Origin of the sequence: Actinocorallia libanotica, from assembly GCF_039525175.1 — a bacterium.
GTDB lineage: Bacteria > Actinomycetota > Actinomycetes > Streptosporangiales > Streptosporangiaceae > Actinocorallia > Actinocorallia libanotica.
This window is the reverse complement of record NZ_BAAAHH010000010.1, coordinates 75,469-96,052: the sequence shown is the minus strand read 5'-3', so window position 1 is coordinate 96,052 and position 20,584 is coordinate 75,469. Positions and strand designations below refer to the sequence as shown.

Below are 20,584 nucleotides of genomic sequence, written 5' to 3'. Positions count from 1 at the left end.
GCCTCTCGCCCCGACGACACGTCCGGACGAACATACCGGAATTACAACGATTACCGAACTTCCGGCATAACATCGTCTATTTCAAAGAATTCCGGCAAAGGGGCGCGACCGGCGAGGGGCAGGGCGCGGGCCAGCGGCCTGCGCCGCGCGATCCGCGTCGTGGACACGGCGTCGTTGTAGAAGCGGCGGGCGAAGGCCACCTTCTGCGCCGCGGTCTCCAGCTCCTCCAGCAGGGCCGAGCCCTCGTCCTCCAGCGCCTCCCGGAAGCCCGGCTGCTCCAGCACCGCCCGCAGCGCCCGCGAGAGGTCGCTCTCGGCGAACTCCCGCCGCTCGGGCTCGGCGGTGCGCGCCTGGTGCGCCGCGGTGGCCAGCACGAGGTTGGTGGCCGGGTCCAGCAGCCGGGAGGCGGCCAGCTCCAGGGTGACCGCGGCACGGCGCACCAGCGCCGCGTCCAGGCCGGCGCGGGCCAGGTCGACGCGGGCGTGCAGCCGGTCCAGGCGCCCCGCCCGCCAGGACAGGTAGGTGCTGAGCAGGAAGAGCGCCAGGAGGACGACCAGGAGGTCCAGCAGCAGTGTCATCGCGGCGCCGACTCCACCACGCCGATCGCGCCGGCCGCGACCGTCTCGTAGACGTGCAGCACGTCGCGGGCGACCGTCGACCAGTCGTAGGCGCGCACCGCCGACCGCGCGGCCTCCGACAGCTCCTTGCGCCGCGCCGCGTCGTCCAGCAGCGCGGCCGCCTCCTCGGCCAGGGAGGCGGCGTCGCCGGTGGTGAACAGCGCGCCGGCGCGTCCGTCGTCGAGCACCCGGCGGAACGCCTCGATGTCGCTGGCCAGGATGGGGGCGCCCGACGACATCGCCTCGGTGAGCACGATGCCGAAGCTCTCCCCGCCCAGGTTCGGCGCGACGAAGACGTCGACCGAGTGGTAGGCGCGGATCTTGTCCTCCTCGCTGACCATGCCCAGCAGCACGACCCGCTCGCGCAGCTCCGGCGAGACCCTGGCCAGCACGTCGTCGGCGTCACCGGGCCCGGCCACCAGCAGGCGCAGGTCCGGACGCTGCCTGCCGAGGGTCTCGAAGGCCTTCAGCAGCACCTGCAGGCCCTTGCGCGACTCGTCCATGCGGCCGAGGAAGCCCAGGGAGGGGCCGTCGTCCTTGCCGCCCCAGCCGGGCAGCGGCTCGGCCGCGGCGTACTTCTCGGTGGCCACCCCGTTGGGGATGAGGACGGCGTCGCCGCCCAGGTGCTCCACCAGGGTGTTGCGGGCCGCCTCGGACACCGCGATCCGGCCGGTGATCTTCTCCAGCGCGCTCTGCAGGATCGGGGCGGAGACGGTGACCGCGCGGGAGCGCTCGTAGGAGGCGTGGAAGGTCGCCACGATCGGGCCGTCGGCGGCCCAGCAGGCCAGCAGGCCCAGGCTCGGCGCGGCGGGCTCGTGGATGTGCAGGACGTCGAAGCCGCCCTCGCGGATCCAGCGGCGCACCCGGCTCGCCGACAGGAAGCCGAACGCCAGCCGCGCCACCGAGCCGTTGTAGGGCACCGGCACCGCCCGGCCCGCCGGGACGACGTAGTGCTCCAGCGGCGTGTCGTCGTCGGCGGGGGCGATCACCGACACCTCGTGGCCCAGCGCCAGCAGCGCCTCGGCCAGGTCCCGGATGTGCTGCTGCACCCCGCCGGGGACGTCCCAGGTGTAGGGGCAGACGATGCCGATCCTCACGACAGGTCCTCCACCCATACCCTCTGCAGCATGTGCCAGTCCGCGGGATGGGCGGCGATGCCCTCGGCGAAGGCGTCGGCCAGCGACTGGGTCATCGCGCCGATGCGCTCCTTGCGGGTGCCCTCCCCCGGATCGGGGATCTCCTCGTGGACGCGCGCGCCCCAGGCGTCCCCCTCGTACCACAGGGTGACCGGCAGGAGCGCGGCCTTCGTCTGGACGGCCAGTGCGGCGGGGCCGCCGGGCAGCCGGGCGGGCGAGCCGAAGAAGTCCACCTCGATGCCGGTGTCCGACAGGTCGCGGTCGGCCACCAGGCACACCACCCGGGCCTGGCGCAGCCGCCGCGCCAGCACGCCGAAGACCGAGACGTCGGACCCGGTGAGCGGCAGGATCTCGAAGCCCAGGGACTCGCGGTAGGCGACGAACCGCTCGAAGAGCGACTCGGGCTTCAACCGCTCGGCCACCGTGGTGAGCGGGTGCCCCACCAGGACCAGCCACGCCCCGGCATGGTCGTAGTTGCCCATGTGCGGCAGCGCCAGCACCACTCCCCTGCCCTCGCCGACCGCCTTGTGGATCTGCTCGTGGCCGGTGACGTTCATCCCCGAGACGATGCGCTCGCCGCCCATGACGGGCAGGCGGAAGCTCTCCAGCCAGTAGCGCAGGTAGGAGCGCATGGACTCGCGGCTGAGCCGGCGCACCCGCGGGTCCTGCGGGCTGGTGCCGAGCACCCGGGCGAGGTTCTTCTCCAACTGCCGCACCCCCGCGCCGCGGGAGGCCCACGTGCGGTCGGCGACCTTCCGGAAGACCAGGCGCGCCATGCCCTCGGGCATGCGCTTGACGGCCGTCCAGCCCAGCGCGTACAGGGCGTCTACGGCCTCGTCGCGCAGTTCTGCGGCCCGGCTCACGAGGCGACCCCCTCGGCCGCGGCCTGACGGTGGACGACATGGAAGCGCTGGGCGACCGTGACGGTGCTCAGCACGGCCAGCAGCCCCAGGCCGATGTGCAGGGCGTAGGGGACGCCCAGGCCGTGCAGGCCGGCCGCGACCAGGCTGATGATGAGGCGCTCGGAGCGCTCGGCGATGCCGACGTCGCAGGTGAGGCCCAGCCCCTCGGCCCGCGCCTTGGCGTAGGAGATGACGACGCCCGAGACCATGCAGTACAGGGCGAGCCAGGTCAGCAGCGCGTTGTCGCCGCCGCCGGTGAACCACAGGATGAGTCCGGTGAAGACGGCGGCGTCGCCCACCCGGTCCATGGTGGAGTCCAGGAAGGCGCCCCAGGCGCCGGTCCGGCCGGTGATCCGGGCGACGGCGCCGTCGAACATGTCGAAGAAGACGAACGCCGTGATCGCCATCGTGCCCCAGAACAGCTCGCCCCGCGGGTAGAGCGCCAGCGCTCCGGCGGCGACGCCCAGCGTGCCCGTCACGGTGATCATGTTGGGGGTGACACCGGTGCGGGCGAGCGTCCTCCCGATCGGGGTCACCACCTTGGCGAGCGCGGGCCGCAAGCGGTTGAGCATCTTCGTCCAAACCAGTCGGGAGCAGGGGCTCCGCCATCGTAGTGGCTGCCCCGGCCACCGGACCTCCCGGTCGCTCAGTCCTGCGGCCAGGACTCCGCCAGCAGCGCGCGGGTGTCGCGCAGCAGCTGGGGCAGCACCTTGGTGCGGCCGATCACCGGCATGAAGTTGGTGTCGCCGCCCCAGCGGGGGACGACGTGCTGGTGCAGGTGCGCGGCGATGCCCGCGCCCGCCACCGTGCCGAGGTTCATGCCGACGTTGAAGCCGTGCGCCCCGCTGGCCTTGCGCAGCGCCGCCAGCGCCCGCTGGGTGAACTGCGCCAGCTCCAGCGCCTCGGCGTCGTCGAGCTCGGCGTAGTCGGCGACGTGGCGGTAGGGGCAGACCATGAGGTGCCCGGAGTTGTAGGGGTAGAGGTTGAGCACGGCGAAGACCGCGGCGCCGCGGCGGATGATCAGGCCGTCCTCGTCGTCGCCCTTGGGGATCTCGCAGAAGGGGCAGCCGTCGTCCTCACCGGGACCGGTCGGCTTGTTCTCGCCCTTGATGTAGGCCATCCGGTGCGGGGTCCACAACCGCTGGAACCCGTCCGACTCCCCGATGCCCTCCTGCTCTTCCGGCCCGGAGGACCTGTCAGACGGCTCCCGCACCACGGCCACGCCCCTTTCTCGGTGTCCGATCAGGATATTGGGCGGGGCGCGGAGCCGGAAACCGGCCGCGGAGAGTCCCCTCCGCGACAAGGAACAGGAAAACCATCTTTGTCTGGTATATCCCGACCCGACTCCGCCAAGATGGCAGGAGCGGCGTCCCCGCGGCGCCGCCAGGAGAGGAGACCGCGATGCCCGATCTCGACCCCCTTTACTCCACCAACGGCACCGGCGAGCACCGTGCCGAGCCGAGGTCGGCGGTGCCGTTCTTCCCCACTCCCCCGGCCGCGCCGCCCACCGCGCCGCCCACCGGGTTCGCGGGCGGCGTCGCGGGGACGGTTCCGCCGCCGTCCCCGCTGCGCGGCGAGGTCCTGCCCGGCGCGGGCGGCGTCACCACGGGGCCGATCGCGTCCGCACCCCTCCAGCCGGCGGCCCCCGCGCCCGCTCACGCGCCCGAGGGCCCGCCGATGGAGCCCGCCGGGCGCGCCGTGGTCAAGGGCCAGATCCGCATCGAGGACGAGGTGGTCGAGAAGATCGCCGCCCTGGCCGCGCTCGAGGTCGCCGGCGTCGCCGCGCTGGGCGGCAGGCGGGAGGCCTCGGAGACCATGGAGGAGGTGCGCCGGCGGATCGGCGACGGCCGCGCCGCGCCCGGCGTGCGGGCCCTGGTCTCCGACGAGGAGATCACCCTGGAGCTCGCGCTGGTCGTGGAGTACGGCAGCATCGTCATCGACGTGGCCAGGACGGTGAAGAACAACGTGGCGCGCAGCGTCGGCACGATGCTGGGCATGAGGGTCGCCGCGGTCGACGTGACCGTGCAGGACGTGCGGATGCCCGGCGAATCCGGCTGAGGCCGGCTACCTGCGCTGCAGCTCGCACTCCTGCTCGCCGGCGCCGCCGGTCACCGTCAGGCCCACCTTCTTGATCGCCTGCGGTGAGACGTCCTCGAACTTGAAGACGTGCGGGGTCGGATCGCCGGAGGTGGTGTAGCTCTGCGCCGCGGGCTCGCCGTTGGCCGGCACCACGATCGCCCGCACCGCGCCGACCCCCGTGTAGACGACGATCACCTCGATGCCGTCGCCGACCCGCTTGTAGTACGCCGCCTTGGTGCCGCAGGGGCCGCTCCCCTGCCGCCCGCCCCGCTGCCCCGTGCCGGGGTCGATCGCGGTGAACGGGTTGTCGCCCTGGCCGGCCTCGCTCGGCGCGGCGCTCGGTCCCCCCGGCGGAACGGAAGCGGACAGCGCGGGCGCCGCGCCGCCCGGCGCGCCGGGCCGCGCGTCGTCGCCCAGCAGCGGCCACAGCAGGACGCCCACCGCCGCCAGGACGAGCAGTGCCGTGAGCGCGTATCCGGAACTGCGGAGCACCCGGTGGATCAGAGGGCTGCGCGGCATCGGCGTACCCGCAATCGTTACTAGGGGGTAGGGAGTGATAGAGGCTACCGCACCGGGGTTCCCAGGACCCGGGTCGCCATCGCGGCGATCCGGCGGGCCGACTCCTCCGGCGGGCCCTGCGGTGTCACGATGTAGCTGACGGTCACCCGGCAGACCATGTCGACGGTCAGCTGGAGCGACTGGGGGTCCAGATCCGGCCGGTGCTGCAGCGCCAGATCGGTCACCGTCCGCAGCGCCAGGACCAGCGGCGGGATCTTCCTGCGGCGCAGCACCTCCACCAGGCCCTCGGCCGACCAGCCCACCCGGGCGCTGGTGAGGATGCTGCGCAGCACCGTGTCCCGGGAGGCCTGGCGGAAGGTGTAGAGCACCGCCTCGGCGACCGCCGCCTCGATGTCGTCCTGCCGGTCCAGCAGGCACTCGCCGAGGCCGATCAGGTGCCGCTCGAACTCCCGCATGACCAGGGCCTCGCCGAGTGCCGCCTTGGACCCGAACTCGTTGTAGGCGCTCTGCCGGCTGACCCCCGCCTCGGCGGCGATGTGCGCGACGCGCATCTGCCCCCAGCCGCGCGTCTCGATCAGCCGCAGCGCGGCGTCGAGCAGGCGTTCCCGGAGCGGGGGGCGGGGGTCGTGGCTGGCCGTCACCCGTCGCATCGTACAGAGATCATCCGCCGCCCGTCACCGGAAGGAGCCCCGCGGGGCCCCTTCCGGCCCGCGGTCAGACCTGGACGCGGTCGGCGATCGCCCTGACGATCTCGGCGATCGCGGCCTCCACCGGGACGCCGTTGTTCTGCTCGCCCGAGCGGTACCGGAACGAGACGGCGTCCTTGGCCACGTCGTCGTCGCCGGCCAGCAGCATGAAGGGGACCTTCTGCTTCTGGGCGTTGCGGATCTTCTTCTGCATCCGGTCGGAGGAGGAGTCCACCTCGACCCGCACCCCCAGCGCGCGCAGCTTCCCGGCCACGGCCTCCAGGTAGGGGACGTGCTCGTCGGCGATCGGGATGCCCACGACCTGGACGGGCGCCAGCCACGGCGGCATCGCGCCGGCGTAGTGCTCCAGCAGGACGCCGAAGAACCGCTCGATCGAGCCGAACAGCGCCCGGTGGATCATGACCGGCCGCTTCCGGGAGCCGTCGGCGGCCTGGTACTCCAGGTTGAACAGCTTCGGGAGCTGGAGGTCGAGCTGGATGGTCGACATCTGCCAGGTGCGGCCGATCGCGTCACGGGCCTGGACGGAGATCTTCGGGCCGTAGAAGGCGGCGCCGCCCGGGTCGGGCACGAGGTCGAGGCCGGAGCGCTCGGCGGCCACCCGGAGCATCTCGGTGGCCTCTTCCCACTCGTCGTCGTCGCCGACGGACTTGTCCATGTCGCGGGTCGACAGCTCCAGGTAGAAGTCGTCGAGGCCGTAGTCGCGCAGCAGGTCGAGGACGAAGGCCAGCAGCGAGTGCAGCTCGTCCTGGGTCTGCTCCTCGGTGCAGTAGATGTGCGCGTCGTCCTGGGTGAGGCCGCGGACCCGGGTGAGGCCGTGCATGACGCCGGACTTCTCGTACCGGTAGACCGTGCCGAACTCGAACAGCCGCAGCGGCAGCTCCTTGTACGACCTGCCCCGCGCGTCGAAGACCAGGTTGTGCATGGGGCAGTTCATGGGCTTGAGGAAGTACTCGGCGCCCTCCAGCTCCATGGGCGGGAACATGCCGTCGCGGTACCAGCCGAGGTGCCCCGAGGTCTCGTACAGCGCGCCCTTGGTGATGTGCGGGGTGTTGACGAAGGAGTAGCCCGCCTGCTCGTGCCGGACGCGCGAGTAGTTCTCCAGCTCGCGCCGGATGATGCCGCCCTTGGGGTGGAACACCGGCAGGCCCGAGCCGATGATCGGCGGGAAGGAGAACAGGTCGAGCTCGGCGCCGAGCCTGCGGTGGTCGCGCTTCTCGGCCTCCTCCAGCATCTTGAGGTATTCGTCCTGCTTCTCGCGCGACTCCCAGGCGGTGCCGTAGATGCGCTGCAGCTGCGGGTTCTTCTCGCTGCCGCGCCAGTACGCGCCGCCGGAGCGCATCAGCTTGAACGCCGGGATGTTGCGGGTGGTGGGCAGGTGCGGGCCGCGGCAGAGGTCCTTCCAGCACAGCTCGCCGGTCTTGGCGTTCAGGTTGTCGTAGATGGTCAGCTCGGCTCCGCCGACCTCCACCGACTCCTCGTCGGCGGCGCCGCCCTTGAGCCCGATCAGCTCGAGCTTGTAGGGCTCGGAGGCCAGCTCCTCGCGGGCCTCCTCGTCGGAGACGACACGGCGGGAGAAGCGCTGCCCCTGCTTGACGATCTCGCGCATGCGCTTCTCGACGCGCTTGAGGTCCTCGGGGGTGAAGGGCTCCTTGACGTCGAAGTCGTAGTAGAAGCCGTTCTCGACCGGCGGCCCGATGCCGAGCCTGGCCTCGGGGAAGATCTCCTGGACGGCCTGGGCCATCACGTGGGCGGTGGAGTGCCGCAGGATGTCGCGGCCGTCCTTGGAGTCGATCTCGACGCCCTCGACCACGTCCCCGTCCCGCACGACGTACTCCAGGTCGCGCAGCTCACCGCCGACCCGGGCCGCGACGATCCGGGAACCTCCGTCCAGCACCTGTCCCGCCGTGGTGCCGGCGTCCACCACTCGCTCGCTTCCGCCGAGGGTGACGCGCAGTTCGGACACGGGAACTCCTTGAATCGTGTGGATCGATCGGTTGATCACAAAAGGCCCCGGGAGAGTCCTCCCAGGGCCTTTCGCATGTCGCAGATGGTCAGCGCGCGTGCTCAGACGGCCGGGGAGAGTCCCGGCGTCGTCGTCTCGCGGATCGCGTGAGCGGCTGCCATGCCCACAGTCTAACCCGATCTCGTCCCCGCGTCTTCTCCGAACGCCTTCCTCACGCCTTCGCGTAGGGCAGTCCCGCCGCCTTCCAGGCCTGGAAGCCGCCGTCGACGTCGGTGGCGCGGGCCAGGCCGAGGTCCTGCAGCGCGGCGGCGGCGAGGCTGGAGGTGTAGCCCTCCGAGCACAGGACGACCACCCGGACGTCGTAGCCCGTGGCCTCGGGGACCCGCGCGTCGCTCTCGGGGTCGAAGCGCCACTCCAGGTGGTTGCGCTCGATGATCAGGGCCCCCTCGACCTCGCCCTCCTCGGCGCGCTGCGCGGCGGGCCTGATGTCGACGAGCAGGGCGTCCGGTGCGGCGTGCGCCTCGGCGGGGGTGAGGCGGACCAGGCGGTCCCGCGCCTCGGCCAGGATCCGGTCGATCGACTTCGCGCCCGGCGGCCGGCTCACCAGTCCTCCGCGGACTCGGACCGCAGGGTGACCAGTTCGCCGCTCTCATCCAGGTCGTAGCGGTTCATCCGGGACAGCGGCGGCGCGTAGACGTGGACGCTCACCGCGGGCGCGCCGGAGACGTTGCGGACGTCGTGGACGTGGTGCCCGCCGAACCCGCGGACCTGCCCGCCCTCCAGGGTGCGGACGTCGGGGCCTTCGGGAAGCGCCTCCTGTAGTTCGCCGAGCACGACGGCGAATGCGCCCGCCGAGCCGCCGTGGTCGTGGAAGCCGGTGCTCTGGCCGGGCAGCCAGCTGATGATCCACACCTCGTGGTCGGCGTCGGCGTGCAGTCTCTCGTACCAGCGGCCCTGGGGGTCCAGGCGGACCCGGTGCAGCCACTCGGCGCTGTCCTCGGCGAGGGAGCGCGCCCGCGCGCTGAGCGCGCGCGTCCCGGTGTCGGTCGCGGTCACGGTCATGAGGACCATCCTGGCCTGCATTTCCTATTAAGTCAATCGGAAATCTAAGGTTGACGCGTCCGCAATCCCCCGTGCCTCGCGGCGTCCTCCCTGAGAGGTGGCCGCGAGTTCACCCCCGGGAGGCAGGACGCGGCACGCCGCGGATGGCTAGCCTCGCCCATGTGATCGCACAAGCTCCCCGGAACATGCTGGACTCCGTGCTCGACGCGGTGGTGCTGGCCCCCGCCAGGCCGGAACGCCAGCCCTACCCCGTGCAGCGGTGGTGGCTCAGGGTCGTCATCATGGTCTCCGCGCTGGCGCTGGGCATCGGCTTCTCCGGCGGCAGCATCGCGATCTACCACCACATGCACGGGCTGGGGCTCAGCCAGAGCTGGCTGCTGGGGCTGCTGCAGGGCCTGCCCCTGGTCGTCGCGCCGCTCCTGCCGGTGGCCGCCTGGCGGGTCATGGCCACGGGACTGCTGCTGGCCGACCTCACCGCGGGCCGCGGGGAGTTCATGCCCTGGCCGGTCACCTCCCTCCTGGGGCTGCTGGTGGTGCTGGCCCTGGTAGCGGCGGTCTCCTCCCGGCCGGTCAGCCAGGGCGTGAGCATCGTGACGATCGCCGTGCTGGCGATCCTGCCGGTCATGTTCAACGGGCTGGAGCAGTGGTTCGGGCTGATCCTCATCGCCCTGGCGCTGCTGGCGGTGGTCTTCGGCGACGCGGTCGGCGGGCGGCGCTGGGCCGAGATCAGCCTCGCCGAGCAGGCCGAGCTGCGCCGCCAGGACCTGGCCCGCCAGGCGGTGCTGGAGGAGCGCTCCCGCATCGCCAGGGAGCTGCACGACGTGGTCGCCCACCACATGTCGGTGATCGCGCTCCAGGCCGAGGCGGCGCCCTACAAGATCCCCGAGCTGCCCGACACCGCCCTCACCACCTTCGCGCTGCTGCGGGACGAGGCGAGGGCCGCGCTCACCGAGACCCGGCGGGTGGTCGGGCTGCTGCGCGCCGACGACGAGGCCGCCGAGCGGGTGCCGCAGCCGGGCATGGACCGGCTGCCCGAGCTGGTGGCCTCCCACGGCGGGCTGCGGGTGTCGCTGACCGTGACCGGCGCGCCCCGCGACCTGCCCGAGGGACTGGACCTGTCCGCCTACCGGATCCTCCAGGAGGCGCTGAGCAACGCCTCCCGCTACGCCCCCGGCGCCGCCGTCGCGGTCGAGGCGCACTACGACGCCGACCGGCTGCGCCTGTCCGTCGTCGACGACGGGCCGCACGGCGAGCCCGACACCAGCAGCAGCGGGGGGCACGGCCTGGTCGGCATGCGCGAGCGCGCGACCATGCTCGGCGGCACCCTGACCGCGGGCGAGCGGGACGGAGGGTGGGCCGTGATCGCCGAACTTCCCTATGATGACGGACATGATCCGCGTGGTGATCGCTGACGATCAAGTGATGATCAGGGACGGGCTCGCCACGCTGCTGGCCTCCGCCCCGGACATCGAAGTGGTGGGGCAGGCCGGGGACGGGCAGGAGGCGGTGGAGCTCTGCGCCGAACTGCGGCCCGACGTGGTCGTCATGGACATCCGGATGCCGCGGCTGGACGGCCTGGCCGCCACCGAGCGGATCGCCGGCGCGGGTTCGGAAGAGGGCACGAAGGTGCTCATCCTGACCACGTTCGACCTGGACGAGTACGTCTACGAGGCGCTCGGCGCGGGCGCCAGCGGGTTCCTGCTCAAGGACGCCCCGGCGGGCGACCTCATCCACGCGGTGCGGGTGGTGGCCTCCGGCGAGGCGCTGCTGGCGCCGTCGGTGACCCGCAGGCTGATCTCCGACTTCGCCCGCAGGCGGCGGCACGAGCGGCCGCGCAGCGACGTGGCCCAGGTGCTCACCCCGCGCGAGCTGGACGTCCTGCGGCTGATCTCCCGCGGCCTGTCCAACGCCGAGATCGCCGGTGAGCTGTTCCTGTCGGAGCAGACCGTCAAGAGCCACGTCGGCAACGTCCTGAGCAAACTGGGGCTGCGGGACCGCACCCAGGCCGTCGTCTTCTCCTACGAGAACGGCATCGCCGGATGAGGTCCCGCCGCGCCTAGCGGGAGGGGTCGAGCACGAGCTTGCCGACGGTGCGGCGGGAGCGCAGCGCCTCATGGGCGGCCCGCGCCTGGGACAGGCCGTACTCGCCGCCGGGGACCACGCGCAGCGCGCCCGTGGCCGCCAGCTCGAACAGCTCGGTCATCGCGCGGCGCATCACGTCGCCCGGCAGGGTGAAGACGTGCGGCAGCCACATGCCGATCACGGCCGTGGAGTGCCGCAGCAGGGAGGGCGCCTGGATCGGGGACGGCGGCCTGCGGGAGGCCATCCCGTAGAAGGCGAGCCTGCCGAAGGGCGCCAGCGCCGCCAGCGACCGGTCGGTGACCTCGCCGCCGGTCATCTCCAGCACGACGTCCACCCGCCTGCCGCCGTTGGCCTCGATGAGCGCGGCCTTGAGGTCGGATACGGCCGGGTCCAGCGCGACGTCGGCGCCCAGGTCCAGCGCCAGCCTCCGCTTTTCCTCACTGGAGGCGGTGGCGATGACGCGGCCCGCGCCCCAGGCCTTGGCCAGCTGGACGGCCAGGGTGCCGACGCCGCCCGCCGCGGCGTGCACCACCACGGACTCGCCGGGCTCCAGGTGCGCGCTCTTGCGCAGCAGCAGCCAGGCGGTCGCGCCCTGGACGACGAGGCCGAGCGCGGTCGCGTCGTCCACCCCGTCGGGGATGTCGTAGACGGCACCGGCTTCGGCGACCGCCTGCTCGGCGTAGCCGCCGCCGTCGGCGGTCAGGGCGACCACGCGGCGGCCTCCCGAGGTCCCGGCGACCTCGCCGCCGGGGACCATCGGCAGCTTCGCGGCCGCCAGGTAGCTGTTCTCGGCCTGGTGGGTGTCGGCGTAGTTCACCCCGGCGCGGGTGACGTCGACGAGCACCTGGCCGGGGCCCGGCACGGGGGCGGGCACGTCGGCGAGGCGCAGCACCTCGGGGCCGCCGAACTCGGTGATCTGGATGGCTCTCATGATCGGTTCCTTCTCAGACCCGGGGTCCGGGAACACCCCGGAAGCGGAACGGTTCGAACTCGCGGCCGGGCACCACCGGCCAGGCCTGCCCGGTGCCGCCGGAGGCCAGGAGGTTCAGGAAGGCGTCGACGACGGTCTCCACGTCCAGGATCGGGAAGTCCCCGAGGGCGTCGCGCAGCCGGTCGAGGATGCGGGTCTCGGCGAAGGACGGGCACAGCGCGTTGACGCGGACGCCCTCCTCGGCGTAGGCGGGGCCCAGCGAGCGGGCCAGGGCGACGACGGCCGCCTTGTTCGCCGCGTAGACCGGCTCGTAGGGCATGGGGGCCAGGCCGCCCATGCTGCCGGTGAGGACGATGTCGCCGCCGCCGCGGGCGCGCAGCGCGGGCAGCGCCGCGTTCACGCCGTACACGACGCCGTCGAGGTTGATGGACATCGCGCGGCGGTAGACCTCGGGGTCGAAGCCCTCGCCCAGGTCGCAGCCGGTGCTCACGCCGGCGTTGAGGAACGCCACGTCCAGGCCGCCGAACCGCTCCACCACCGCCTCCACCGCGCGCACGCTGTCGGCGTGCTCGCGCACGTCGCACGGCACGAACAGGGTGTCCAGCTCGGCGGCGAGCGGCTGGCCGCCCTCGGCGTCCACGTCCGAGAGCACCGGCAGGGCGCCGAGGCCGGCCAGGCGGCGCGCGGTGGCCGCACCGATGCCGTTGGCGCCGCCGGTGATCCAGACGACCTTTCCCTTGAGTTCCACGGACCCTCCCGTTAAGTAACTGACGAGTCAGTTATGGTACCGGTATGGACTTCTCACTGAGTGAACGGGCAGCCGACCATCTGGCCCGGCTGCAGGATTTCATGGACGCGCACGTCTATCCCGCCGAGGCCGTCTACGAGGCGCAGCGCGCGGAGCTGACCGCCGCCGGACGCCCCCACGACCTGCCCCCGATCGTCGAGGAGCTCAAGGCCGAGGCGCGCGAGCGCGGCCTGTGGAACCTCTTCCTCCCCGACGTCTCCGGCCTGTCCAACACCGACTACGCCACCCTGGCCGAGCTGACCGGCCGCTCCGCCGCGCTGGCCCCCGAGGCCCTCAACTGCGCGGCCCCCGACACCGGGAACATGGAGGTGCTGCACATCTTCGGCACCGAGGAGCAGAAGGAGCGCTGGCTCAAGCCGCTGCTGGCGGGCGAGATCCGCTCCTGCTTCGGCATGACCGAGCCGGACGTGGCCTCCTCCGACGCCCGCAACATCTCCACCTCCATCGTGCGCGACGGCGACGAGTACGTCATCAACGGGCGCAAGTGGTGGACGACCGGCGCCGCCGACCCGCGCTGCCAGGTCATGATCCTCATGGGCAAGACCGACCCGGAGGGCCACCCCTACCTCCAGCAGTCGATGGTGCTGGTGCCGATGGACTCCCCCGGCCTGACCATCGTGCGCGACCTGTCGGTCTTCGGCTACCACGACCAGCACGGGCACTGCGAGATCCGGCTGGAGGACGTGCGGGTGCCGGTGGGCAACCTCATCGGGCAGGAGGGCGGCGGGTTCGCCATCGCCCAGGCGCGGCTGGGGCCCGGCCGCATCCACCACGCGATGCGCACCATCGGCCTGGCCGAGCGGGCGCTGGAGCTGATGTGCGAGCGGGCCGCCTCCCGCGTGGCGTTCGGCAAGGAGATCGCCCGCCAGGGCGTGGTCCAGCAGTGGATCGCCGAGTCCCGCATGGCCATCGAGCAGGCGCGGCTGCTCACCCTCAAGACCGCCTGGCTGATCGACACCCAGGGGGTGAAGGCGGCCCGCTCCGAGGTCGCCGCGATCAAGGTGGTCGCGCCGCGTGTCGCGCTGGAGGTCGTCGACCGGGCGATCCAGGTCCACGGCGGCGCGGGCGTCTCCCCCGACACGCCCCTGGCGCGGATGTGGGCGGGAGCGCGTACGCTACGGCTTGCGGACGGCCCCGACGAGGTGCACATCCGCTCCGTCGCCCGCACCGAACTGGCTCCTTATCTTGGCAAGTAGAAGACTCTCCGCCGCCATCCGGCGGGAGCAGCTGATGTCCGCCGCGCTGGCCGAGTTTGGCCGGCGCGGCTTCCACCTCACCCAGATGGAGCACGTCGCCGCGGCGGCCGGTGTCTCCAAGGCGCTGCTGTACCAGCACTTCGAGTCCAAGGAGCAGCTCTTCTCCGAGGTCGCCCAGACGATCGTCGACGACCTGACGGCGCGGCTGGCCGCCTCCGAGGTGGAGCACGCCTCGTCCCTGGAGCGGGTCTCGGGCATGGTGGCCACCCTGTTCGACTACGCCACCGCCGAACCCGACGCCTGGTCGGTCATCATCCGCCACCTCGACAAGCCCGAGGTCGGGATGGAGCTGCGGGAGCTGCGGGAGAGCTTCGGCAAGGCCGCCGCCGACCGCCTGCTGTCCCGGCGCAGGCGGCAGCTCGACGCGCGGGAGCTGGCCGCCAACGAGCGCCGGGCGCTGCTGCTGGTGCCGCTCATCTACGGCTCGCTGTTCTCGCTGATCTCCTGGTGGCTGGAGCACCCCGAGACCGAGCGCGAGCGGGTCGAGGCGATGGCCCTGGACTTCATCTGGCTGGGCCTGGAGCGCGTGCGCAACGGCGAGCGGCTGCCCCGGGGGCAGGAGGGCTGACCGCCGGGTCAGAGGCTCTTGGCCATGCAGATCGAGTGGAGCTCCGGGACGGCGGCGTAGGGCGGGTACACGGGGATGAAGGTGTAGCCCTCGCGCTCGTAGACGCGGACGGCGTCGGGCTGGCGGTCGCCCGTCTGGAGGATCACGCGGACGGCCCCGGCCTTGCGGGCCGTCTGCTCGACCCAGTCGAGCAGCGCGCGGGAGACGCCGCTCCCCCGCGCCTCGGGTGTGACGTACATGCGCTTGAGTTCGAGGTCGGCGCCCCGCCGGCGCAGCGCGGCGTGCCCGACCGGCTCTCCGTCGCGGCTGGCGACGCCCACGGACACGAACTCCTCGGGGTCGACGGCCAGCGCCGCCCACAGCTCCGGTCCGGCGCCTGCGGCCCGGTCGGCGTACCGCTCTCCCATCTCCGCGTCCATCGCCGCCCGCAGCCGTTCGCCGTCCGGGTCGTTCCAGTCACATGTCCGTACTTCGATCACCGTGCGACGATACCCGCCGTTCTCGACCGCCTCCGGAGGGGCCTCCGAGGGCGGAGCGGGCTTCGGCGAGGCGGGCGAGGGCGGTCTCGGTCTGGGCCTCGGCCTCCTCCAGGCGGCGGCGGACGGCGGAGCGGTGGAGGCGGAGCTGCTCCAGGTGGTGGCGGAGCCGCTCCTCCTCCTGTTCGACATGGGCGACCTCACGGCGCAGGGCGTCGCGTTCTCCGACCAGTTCGGCGGCCTTGTGCTCCAGCTGCTCGACGTGCTTGCGCCGCTTCTCCTCGCGGGCGCGGGCCTGCTCCCCCGCCGCGGGCGCCGCCTCGCCGGGCGCGGGCGCCTCGGGGACGGCGAAGCCGGCGTGGCTGCGGGGGTGGGTGAGCCGGCCCGAGCGCACCTCCTCGGCGGCGTCGGCGTCGACGATCGCGGCCTGGAGCGTCTCCTCCACCTCGTGCGCCGCCTGCTCGCCCAGCGGGCGGCCGGTGGCCTCGACCTGGACGCCCGCCACCCGGACGGCCTCGGCCACCGCCAGGTTGCGCACCCGGTCGAACCGGGCGGGTTCCTCGCCCTCGGCCCAGCCCCGGCGGATCTCCTCGCCCAGTTCCAGCAGCTCCCCCACCAGGTCGCCCTGCTCGCGCACCAGCAGGTTCACCGCCCAGGCCGAGACCGTCGGCCGCCGCAGCGCCCTGATGCGCTTGGCGGGCGCCTCGTCGTCCCCGGCCTGCGCCGCGTCGGCGAGCCTGCGCCGGGTCTGGACGAACTCCGAGGGCGGCACCCGGTAGAGCTCCTCAATGGCCGCGTTGAGATCCACAACCGGTAACTACCACCGGAGATCTCCCCGGAATCCGGGAGTGATCATTATCTCCCCGCCGAGAAGGACGTTTCCCCTACAAAGCCCAAAAGTCACCGCCGAATCCTCGATTGACGGAAGACCTGACTGACCCTGACGTCCGCCCTTCCTCGCCGGCGCGGCCATGGCCCGGCGCCGGCCGCGCTCCTAGGCTCACAGGGGTGAACACCGTTCCCTTCCTCGTCACCGCCTTCCTCGTCATCGGCGTGCTGGCCCCGGAGAAAGGCGCGTCCCGACCGCCGGGCGGCACCTCCGGCGTCCGGATCGAACGGATCGGCTTCGACGCGCCGGGCGCCGACGACCGGACGAACCGGAGCCTGAACAACGAGTGGGTGGAGGTCGAGAACCGCTCCGGCAGGGCGCGGAACCTGCGCGGCTGGCGGCTGCAGAACACGAACGGCGGCACCTACACCTTCGGCGACCTGCGGCTGGCGCCCGGCCGGAGTGTCCGGGTCCATACCGGTTCCGGACGCGACACCCGGGGGCACGTCTACTGGAACCGCGACACCCACGCCTGGCGGAACGCGGGCTCGACGGTCCGGCTGCGCTCCCCCGCGGGCAGGACCGACTCCTGCCGGTGGGGCCCGGGCGGGACGGTCAAACGTTGTTGACCTTATAGTGACTATTCCTATTGACTTAATAGGAAATAGCTCCGATCATGGACATACCCCCTTGGTCCGTGTTCGGAGTGTGATCACCTTGCTCAGCCGCCGCCAGCTGCTCCGCACCTCGGCACTGCTCGGTCTCGGAGTCCCGGCGCTGACCGCGGCGTCGGGGCCCGTCCGCGCGCAGGAGGCGCGGGAGGAGGGCGCCGCGCAGGCGCGGGCGGCCACCGACACCCGTCCCAACCTCATCCTCGTCGTCGCCGACGACCTGGGGTACGGCGCGCTCGGCTCCTACGGCCAGAAGAAGATCAGGACACCGGTCCTGGACCGCATGGCCCGCCAGGGGCTGCGCTTCACCCAGGCCTACGCCGCCGCCTCGGTCTGCGCCCCCTCCCGCTGCTCCCTGTACACCGGCCTGCACACCGGCCACTCCCGGGTCCGCCAGAACCCCCGGGCCGGCCTGCCCAACGGGCTGCGCGAGGAGGACACCACCTTCGCCGAGGCGCTGCGCGACGCCGGCTACCGCACCGGCCTGTTCGGCAAGTGGGGGCTCGGCCCCGAACGAGGCGGCCAGCCCAGCCACCCCAACGCGCGGGGATTCCAGGATTTCTACGGCTACATCAACCACCGCCACGCCCACGACTACTACCCCGAGCACCTGTGGCGCGACGGGGAACGGGTGCGCCTGAAGGCCAACCGGCAGGGGCGGCAGGGCGCGTACGCCCCCGACCTGCTGCGCGACCGTGCCGTCTCGTTCATCAAGAAGTCCGGGGAGAAGCCGTTCCTGCTCGTCTACACGCCCAACCTGCCGCACTCCCCCAGCGACGTGCCGGGCCTCGGCCGCTACCGGAACAAGCCCTGGCCGCGCGCCGACCGGGGGCACGCCGCGCAGATCACCCTGCTGGACTCCCATCTGGGCGACCTGCTGGACGCGCTGCCCAAGGGCCGCAGGACGATCGTGCTGGTCACCAGCGACAACGGGCCGCACGAGGAGGGCGGTGTCGATCCCGACCGGTTCGACGCCAACGGAAGGCTGCGCGGCTACAAGCGCAACCTCTACGAGGGCGGCATCCGGGTGCCGCTGATCGCCTGGGGGCCCGGACTGGTGAAGCGGGGGCGCAGCTCGCGCGTCACCCAGCACACCGACCTGTTCCCCACCCTCGCGGAGTTCGCCAAGGCGGCCGTCCCACGGCACCTGGACGGCACCTCGCTGCGCGGCACTCTCATCGGCGGCCGCGGCCAGGCACCCGCGAAACACCTGTACTGGTACCGGAGCGAGACCCACTCCACCCGGAGGGCGAACGCGGCGGAGAACGGCAGCGTCACCCGGATGGCGGAGGCGGTGCGGCAGGGCGACTGGAAGCTGGTGCGCTTCGCGCCCGGCTCCGGCCGCCCCCGCTCGGACTCCGGCTGGCGGACCGAGCTGTACGACCTGGGCAAGGACCCCGGGGAGCGCCGGAACCTGGCCTCCCGCCATCCGGAGGTCGTCATCCGGCTCTCCCGGCTGGCCTCCGCTTCCTGGGCCGGCTGACCGGTCGTCCGCGCCCGTCCTGGGTAGGGCCCGGACATGGGGGTTTCTCAGGACGCCGGGCCGTTCGTGCCCGGGAACGCGGATCTGACGGAGCTGCGGGAGGCCGCGGCGGGGTGCCGGGGGTGCGCGCTCTACGAGCGGGCCACCGGGACGGTCTTCGGGGAGGGGCCCGCCGCGGCCCGGCTCATGCTGGTCGGCGAGCAGCCCGGCGACCAGGAGGACCGGCAGGGCAAGCCCTTCGTCGGCCCCGCCGGGCGGCTGCTGGGCCGGGCGCTGGAGGAGGCCGGGATCGAACGGGACGCCGTCTACCTCACCAATGCCGTCAAGCACTTCAAGTTCACCTGCAAAGAGGGCTCGAAGCGGCGCTTCCACCAGAGCCCCGGCGCCACCGAGATCAACGCGTGCCGTCCGTGGCTCGTGGCCGAACTGGAGAACGTCTCCCCCGAGGTGGTCGTCGCGCTGGGCGCTGTGGCGGGCAGGGCGCTGCTGGGGCCGTCGTTCCGCGTGACCAGGCAGCGGGGCGTGCCGCTGGACTGCCCGCCCTTCGCGTCCATCGGCGCGCCGGAGAAGGCGCAGGGACCGCCGGCCGGGCGGATCGTCGCCACGATCCACCCGTCGGCGGTCCTGCGCGCCCCCGACCGGGACGCCGTCTACGCCGGGTTCGTCAGCGACCTGGGGGTCGCGGCCCGGCTGCTGGACTGAGCCCTTCAGGCCCTCGTCTGCGGCTCGTAGCCCTCGTCCTCGCCGCCCGGCCCGTCCGCGGGCGCGATGGGCGGGAAGGAGGGGCCGGGCTCGTGCTCGGCGCCGATGTCGGGGGACTCGTCCTCGGGTTCGGCGCCCTGCTCGACTCTGCGGTCGGCGAAACTGCGCTTGTCTTCCCTGTCCTTCATGCTCCCCCTTCCGGGATCAGCCCGGGTGGATCTCGCCTCCGGCCGGGACCAGGGTCTGGCCCGTGTAGTACGAGGAGGTGCGGTTCGCGGCGAAGAACACATACGACGGGGCGATCTCGTCGGGCTGCCCCGCCCGTCCCATCGGCGCCTGCTCGCCGAAGCCCTCGACCTTCTCGGCGTCGAACGTCGCCGGGATGAGCGGCGTCCACACCGGGCCGGGCGCCACGCAGTTCACCCGGATGCCCTTGTCCTTCAGCGAGGAGGCCAGCGACTGGGTGAGGTTCATCGCCCCCGCCTTGGTGGCGGCGTAGTCGATGAGGGTGGGGTTGCCGCGCAGCCCGTTGATCGAGCCGGTGATGACGATCGAGGAGCCCTCCGAGAGGAACTCCAGCGCCTCCTGCACGCACCAGAACAGGCTGAGCAGGTTGACCTCGACGGTGCGGCGCAGCTGCGCCGTGTCGATCTTCTGGACGTCGTCGGCCGGGGTCTGGGTGCCGTGGTGCAGGACCAGGACGTCGAGCCCGCCCAGGGCGGTGCCCGCGTCCCGGACGACCTGCCGGCAGTGCCGCTCGTCCCCCAGGTCGCCGCCGAAGGTGTGGCAGGCCCGCCCTTCGGCCTCCACCAGCCGCGCGGTGTGCCGGGCGTCGGCCTCCTCCTCCAGGTAGGCGATCGCCACGTCCGCGCCCTCCTTGGCGAAGGCCGCGCTCACCGCCCGGCCGATGCCGGAGTCGCCGCCGGTCACCAGGGCCCGGGCGCCCTCCAGCAGGCCGCTGCCGCGGTAGTCGCGCATCTCGTCATGCGGCCGGGGCTCCATCTTCTCGGTCACTCCGGGGTACTTCTGGCTCTGTGCCGGTCTCTCGCTCAACGGCTTCTCCTTCCTCGCCCTTCAGGTACGGCGCTCTTCGTGGCCGATGCCCAGGTCCCGGACGATGTCGGGGAGCCCTTCGTAGGACTTCCCGGGCAATTGGGACAGACGGGAGACCACCACGTCCGGCGCGCCGGACTGGGCGGCGTGGTCGGCCAGCTCGCGGGGCTGCGCCGGGTACTGCACCCCGGCCAGCACCGAGGCCACCTCGCTGCGCGCCTCGACGTCCTGCGGGGTCATTCCCGGAGGCGCTCCCCTCCGGTCGGTCAGGTGGGCCGTCGGGTCGAGGCCGGAGTCGGTGTCCACGGGTTCGGGATCGTTCCACGGCTGCGGATGGGTGGAGCTGCCGGTGCGCGTCAGCCCCTCGCTCTCCCTCCGCATCTCCTCGTCGAGCTTCGGACCGTGCTTGTCGCTCTTCTCGGCCATGTGCCTGCCTTTCACGTCTTCGTGCGTCTTCATGCCGGGGGCGGAGCTTCAGTGGCGCGGATGCTTCCGCGAGGCGTCGTGCTCCTCGGCCTCCCGCACCCCCTCCTCGTCGGGGGGAAGGGAGTACTCCTGGTCGTTGCGCTCTCCGGGAACCCCGGTGCCGCTGCGCGGGATGGCGCCCTCGTTCTCGGTGACGGGAGGAACGGTGCGCCCGCGCGCGTCAGAACCGCGATTGACCGGGGCGAATTTTCTGTCGTGCGCTTTCTGGGCTTCATGACCCTTATCGTCATATTTGGTCATGGCTCATTCCCTAC

The 20,584-nt window shown here is 72.5% G+C and carries 26 protein-coding genes; 8 read left to right on the top strand and 18 right to left on the bottom strand.

The genetic code is table 11. The features are described from left to right. Positions 1-50: 50 nt before the first annotated feature. The 5 genes from ABD140_RS14850 to ABD140_RS14830 form a co-directional block, all read right to left on the bottom strand. Positions 51-578: a LemA family protein gene (locus ABD140_RS14850; RefSeq protein WP_344241021.1), complete on the bottom strand. Its 528-nt coding sequence runs from the start codon at positions 576-578 to the stop codon at positions 51-53. Continuing rightward, positions 575-1,714, bottom strand: a complete 1,140-nt coding sequence (locus ABD140_RS14845; RefSeq protein WP_344241019.1) for a glycosyltransferase family 4 protein — start codon at positions 1,712-1,714, stop codon at positions 575-577. Before ABD140_RS14845 ends, ABD140_RS14850 begins: the two co-directional genes overlap by 4 nt. Next, positions 1,711-2,616 carry a phosphatidylinositol mannoside acyltransferase gene (locus ABD140_RS14840; RefSeq protein ID WP_344241017.1) on the bottom strand — a complete coding sequence of 302 codons (906 nt, stop codon included), beginning with the start codon at positions 2,614-2,616 and terminating at the stop codon, positions 1,711-1,713. Before ABD140_RS14840 ends, ABD140_RS14845 begins: the two co-directional genes overlap by 4 nt. Beyond that, positions 2,613-3,227: a phosphatidylinositol phosphate synthase gene (gene pgsA, locus ABD140_RS14835; protein WP_344241015.1), complete on the bottom strand. Its 615-nt coding sequence runs from the start codon at positions 3,225-3,227 to the stop codon at positions 2,613-2,615. The genes ABD140_RS14840 and pgsA overlap by 4 nt, the downstream gene beginning before the upstream one ends. 74 nt (positions 3,228-3,301) lie before the next feature. After that, positions 3,302-3,877 carry an HIT family protein gene (locus tag ABD140_RS14830; RefSeq protein WP_425544115.1) on the bottom strand — a complete coding sequence of 192 codons (576 nt, stop codon included), beginning with the start codon at positions 3,875-3,877 and terminating at the stop codon, positions 3,302-3,304. 179 nt (positions 3,878-4,056) lie between these two features. Between ABD140_RS14830 and ABD140_RS14825 the strand changes: the two genes are divergently transcribed. Next, complete coding sequence (locus ABD140_RS14825) at positions 4,057-4,713, top strand: Asp23/Gls24 family envelope stress response protein (protein WP_344241013.1); 657 nt, start codon at positions 4,057-4,059, stop codon at positions 4,711-4,713. A 6-nt stretch (positions 4,714-4,719) separates the two neighbouring features. Here the strand turns inward: ABD140_RS14825 and ABD140_RS14820 are convergent, their stop codons facing one another. The 5 genes from ABD140_RS14820 to ABD140_RS14800 all read right to left on the bottom strand — a co-directional run bounded on the left by ABD140_RS14820 (position 4,720) and on the right by ABD140_RS14800 (position 8,985). Beyond that, positions 4,720-5,226: a hypothetical protein gene (locus ABD140_RS14820; RefSeq protein ID WP_344241011.1), complete on the bottom strand. Its 507-nt coding sequence runs from the start codon at positions 5,224-5,226 to the stop codon at positions 4,720-4,722. A 71-nt stretch (positions 5,227-5,297) separates the two neighbouring features. Further along, a complete protein-coding gene (locus ABD140_RS14815; protein WP_344241009.1) occupies positions 5,298-5,894 on the bottom strand; it encodes a TetR/AcrR family transcriptional regulator in 597 nt (198 codons plus the stop codon). A 73-nt stretch (positions 5,895-5,967) separates the two neighbouring features. After that, positions 5,968-7,923 (bottom strand): threonine--tRNA ligase, encoded by a 1,956-nt coding sequence (gene thrS, locus ABD140_RS14810; protein ID WP_344241007.1) that lies wholly within the window; start codon positions 7,921-7,923, stop codon positions 5,968-5,970. A 211-nt stretch (positions 7,924-8,134) separates the two neighbouring features. After that, positions 8,135-8,527, bottom strand: a complete 393-nt coding sequence (locus ABD140_RS14805; protein WP_344241005.1) for a rhodanese-like domain-containing protein — start codon at positions 8,525-8,527, stop codon at positions 8,135-8,137. Beyond that, on the bottom strand, positions 8,524-8,985 hold the full coding sequence (locus ABD140_RS14800) for a cysteine dioxygenase (RefSeq protein WP_344241003.1): 462 nt from the start codon (positions 8,983-8,985) through the stop codon (positions 8,524-8,526). Before ABD140_RS14800 ends, ABD140_RS14805 begins: the two co-directional genes overlap by 4 nt. 161 nt (positions 8,986-9,146) lie before the next feature. Here ABD140_RS14800 and ABD140_RS14795 point away from each other — a divergent pair, with 161 nt between their 5' ends. Both ABD140_RS14795 and ABD140_RS14790 read left to right on the top strand, forming a co-directional pair. After that, positions 9,147-10,397: a sensor histidine kinase gene (locus ABD140_RS14795; RefSeq protein ID WP_344241001.1), complete on the top strand. Its 1,251-nt coding sequence runs from the start codon at positions 9,147-9,149 to the stop codon at positions 10,395-10,397. After that, positions 10,366-11,028 carry a response regulator gene (locus ABD140_RS14790; RefSeq protein ID WP_344240999.1) on the top strand — a complete coding sequence of 221 codons (663 nt, stop codon included), beginning with the start codon at positions 10,366-10,368 and terminating at the stop codon, positions 11,026-11,028. Before ABD140_RS14795 ends, ABD140_RS14790 begins: the two co-directional genes overlap by 32 nt. 13 nt (positions 11,029-11,041) lie before the next feature. Here ABD140_RS14790 and ABD140_RS14785 read toward each other — a convergent pair whose 3' ends face one another. Together ABD140_RS14785 and ABD140_RS14780 are read right to left on the bottom strand one after the other, a co-directional pair. Then, positions 11,042-11,998, bottom strand: coding sequence for a quinone oxidoreductase family protein (locus ABD140_RS14785; RefSeq protein WP_344240997.1), 957 nt, complete (start codon positions 11,996-11,998; stop codon positions 11,042-11,044). A gap of 13 nt (positions 11,999-12,011) precedes the next feature. Next, positions 12,012-12,746 (bottom strand): SDR family oxidoreductase, encoded by a 735-nt coding sequence (locus ABD140_RS14780; RefSeq protein WP_344240995.1) that lies wholly within the window; start codon positions 12,744-12,746, stop codon positions 12,012-12,014. Positions 12,747-12,790: 44 nt separating this feature from the next. On the opposite strand from ABD140_RS14780, the gene ABD140_RS14775 reads away from it, so the two are divergent. Together ABD140_RS14775 and ABD140_RS14770 are read left to right on the top strand one after the other, a co-directional pair. Next, a complete protein-coding gene (locus tag ABD140_RS14775; RefSeq protein WP_344240993.1) occupies positions 12,791-14,002 on the top strand; it encodes an acyl-CoA dehydrogenase family protein in 1,212 nt (403 codons plus the stop codon). Beyond that, positions 13,992-14,630 (top strand): TetR/AcrR family transcriptional regulator, encoded by a 639-nt coding sequence (locus ABD140_RS14770; RefSeq protein WP_344240991.1) that lies wholly within the window; start codon positions 13,992-13,994, stop codon positions 14,628-14,630. The genes ABD140_RS14775 and ABD140_RS14770 overlap by 11 nt, the downstream gene beginning before the upstream one ends. An 8-nt stretch (positions 14,631-14,638) precedes the next feature. Here ABD140_RS14770 and ABD140_RS14765 read toward each other — a convergent pair whose 3' ends face one another. Together ABD140_RS14765 and ABD140_RS14760 are read right to left on the bottom strand one after the other, a co-directional pair. Then, a complete protein-coding gene (locus ABD140_RS14765) occupies positions 14,639-15,109 on the bottom strand; it encodes a GNAT family N-acetyltransferase (protein ID WP_344240989.1) in 471 nt (156 codons plus the stop codon). Continuing rightward, positions 15,087-15,914: a coiled-coil domain-containing protein gene (locus tag ABD140_RS14760; protein WP_344240987.1), complete on the bottom strand. Its 828-nt coding sequence runs from the start codon at positions 15,912-15,914 to the stop codon at positions 15,087-15,089. Before ABD140_RS14760 ends, ABD140_RS14765 begins: the two co-directional genes overlap by 23 nt. A 200-nt stretch (positions 15,915-16,114) precedes the next feature. On the opposite strand from ABD140_RS14760, the gene ABD140_RS14755 reads away from it, so the two are divergent. From ABD140_RS14755 to ABD140_RS14745, 3 genes are all read left to right on the top strand, one after another. Further along, complete coding sequence (locus tag ABD140_RS14755) at positions 16,115-16,564, top strand: lamin tail domain-containing protein (RefSeq protein WP_344240985.1); 450 nt, start codon at positions 16,115-16,117, stop codon at positions 16,562-16,564. 79 nt (positions 16,565-16,643) lie between these two features. Further along, positions 16,644-18,089 carry an arylsulfatase gene (locus tag ABD140_RS14750; RefSeq protein WP_344240983.1) on the top strand — a complete coding sequence of 482 codons (1,446 nt, stop codon included), beginning with the start codon at positions 16,644-16,646 and terminating at the stop codon, positions 18,087-18,089. A gap of 36 nt (positions 18,090-18,125) precedes the next feature. Then, positions 18,126-18,791: a UdgX family uracil-DNA binding protein gene (locus tag ABD140_RS14745; protein ID WP_344240981.1), complete on the top strand. Its 666-nt coding sequence runs from the start codon at positions 18,126-18,128 to the stop codon at positions 18,789-18,791. Between the two features lie 5 nt (positions 18,792-18,796). On the opposite strand, the gene ABD140_RS14740 is transcribed toward ABD140_RS14745, so the two are convergent. The 4 genes from ABD140_RS14740 to ABD140_RS14725 all read right to left on the bottom strand — a co-directional run bounded on the left by ABD140_RS14740 (position 18,797) and on the right by ABD140_RS14725 (position 20,570). Next, complete coding sequence (locus ABD140_RS14740; RefSeq protein WP_344240979.1) at positions 18,797-18,979, bottom strand: hypothetical protein; 183 nt, start codon at positions 18,977-18,979, stop codon at positions 18,797-18,799. Positions 18,980-18,995: 16 nt separating this feature from the next. Then, the gene (locus ABD140_RS14735) at positions 18,996-19,793 is read right to left on the bottom strand and encodes an SDR family oxidoreductase (RefSeq protein WP_425544118.1); all 798 of its coding nucleotides are present in this window, start codon (positions 19,791-19,793) and stop codon (positions 18,996-18,998) included. Between the two features lie 72 nt (positions 19,794-19,865). Further along, positions 19,866-20,303 carry a DUF2795 domain-containing protein gene (locus ABD140_RS14730; RefSeq protein WP_344240975.1) on the bottom strand — a complete coding sequence of 146 codons (438 nt, stop codon included), beginning with the start codon at positions 20,301-20,303 and terminating at the stop codon, positions 19,866-19,868. Positions 20,304-20,318: 15 nt separating this feature from the next. After that, positions 20,319-20,570, bottom strand: a complete 252-nt coding sequence (locus ABD140_RS14725) for a hypothetical protein (RefSeq protein WP_344240973.1) — start codon at positions 20,568-20,570, stop codon at positions 20,319-20,321. Positions 20,571-20,584 lie beyond the last annotated feature (14 nt).

Coding starts and splice junctions, on each gene's coding strand:
- ABD140_RS14740 (WP_344240979.1), bottom strand. CDS start 18,979: ATGAAGGACAGGGAAGACAAGCGCAGTTTCGCCGACCGCAGAGTCGAG.
- ABD140_RS14735 (WP_425544118.1), bottom strand. CDS start 19,793: ATGGAGCCCCGGCCGCATGACGAGATGCGCGACTACCGCGGCAGCGGC.
- ABD140_RS14775 (WP_344240993.1), top strand. CDS start 12,791: ATGGACTTCTCACTGAGTGAACGGGCAGCCGACCATCTGGCCCGGCTG.
- ABD140_RS14850 (WP_344241021.1), bottom strand. CDS start 578: ATGACACTGCTGCTGGACCTCCTGGTCGTCCTCCTGGCGCTCTTCCTG.
- ABD140_RS14825 (WP_344241013.1), top strand. CDS start 4,057: ATGCCCGATCTCGACCCCCTTTACTCCACCAACGGCACCGGCGAGCAC.
- ABD140_RS14785 (WP_344240997.1), bottom strand. CDS start 11,998: ATGAGAGCCATCCAGATCACCGAGTTCGGCGGCCCCGAGGTGCTGCGC.
- pgsA (WP_344241015.1), bottom strand. CDS start 3,227: ATGCTCAACCGCTTGCGGCCCGCGCTCGCCAAGGTGGTGACCCCGATC.
- ABD140_RS14790 (WP_344240999.1), top strand. CDS start 10,366: ATGACGGACATGATCCGCGTGGTGATCGCTGACGATCAAGTGATGATC.
- ABD140_RS14730 (WP_344240975.1), bottom strand. CDS start 20,303: ATGAAGACGCACGAAGACGTGAAAGGCAGGCACATGGCCGAGAAGAGC.
- ABD140_RS14800 (WP_344241003.1), bottom strand. CDS start 8,985: ATGACCGTGACCGCGACCGACACCGGGACGCGCGCGCTCAGCGCGCGG.
- ABD140_RS14745 (WP_344240981.1), top strand. CDS start 18,126: ATGGGGGTTTCTCAGGACGCCGGGCCGTTCGTGCCCGGGAACGCGGAT.
- ABD140_RS14725 (WP_344240973.1), bottom strand. CDS start 20,570: ATGACCAAATATGACGATAAGGGTCATGAAGCCCAGAAAGCGCACGAC.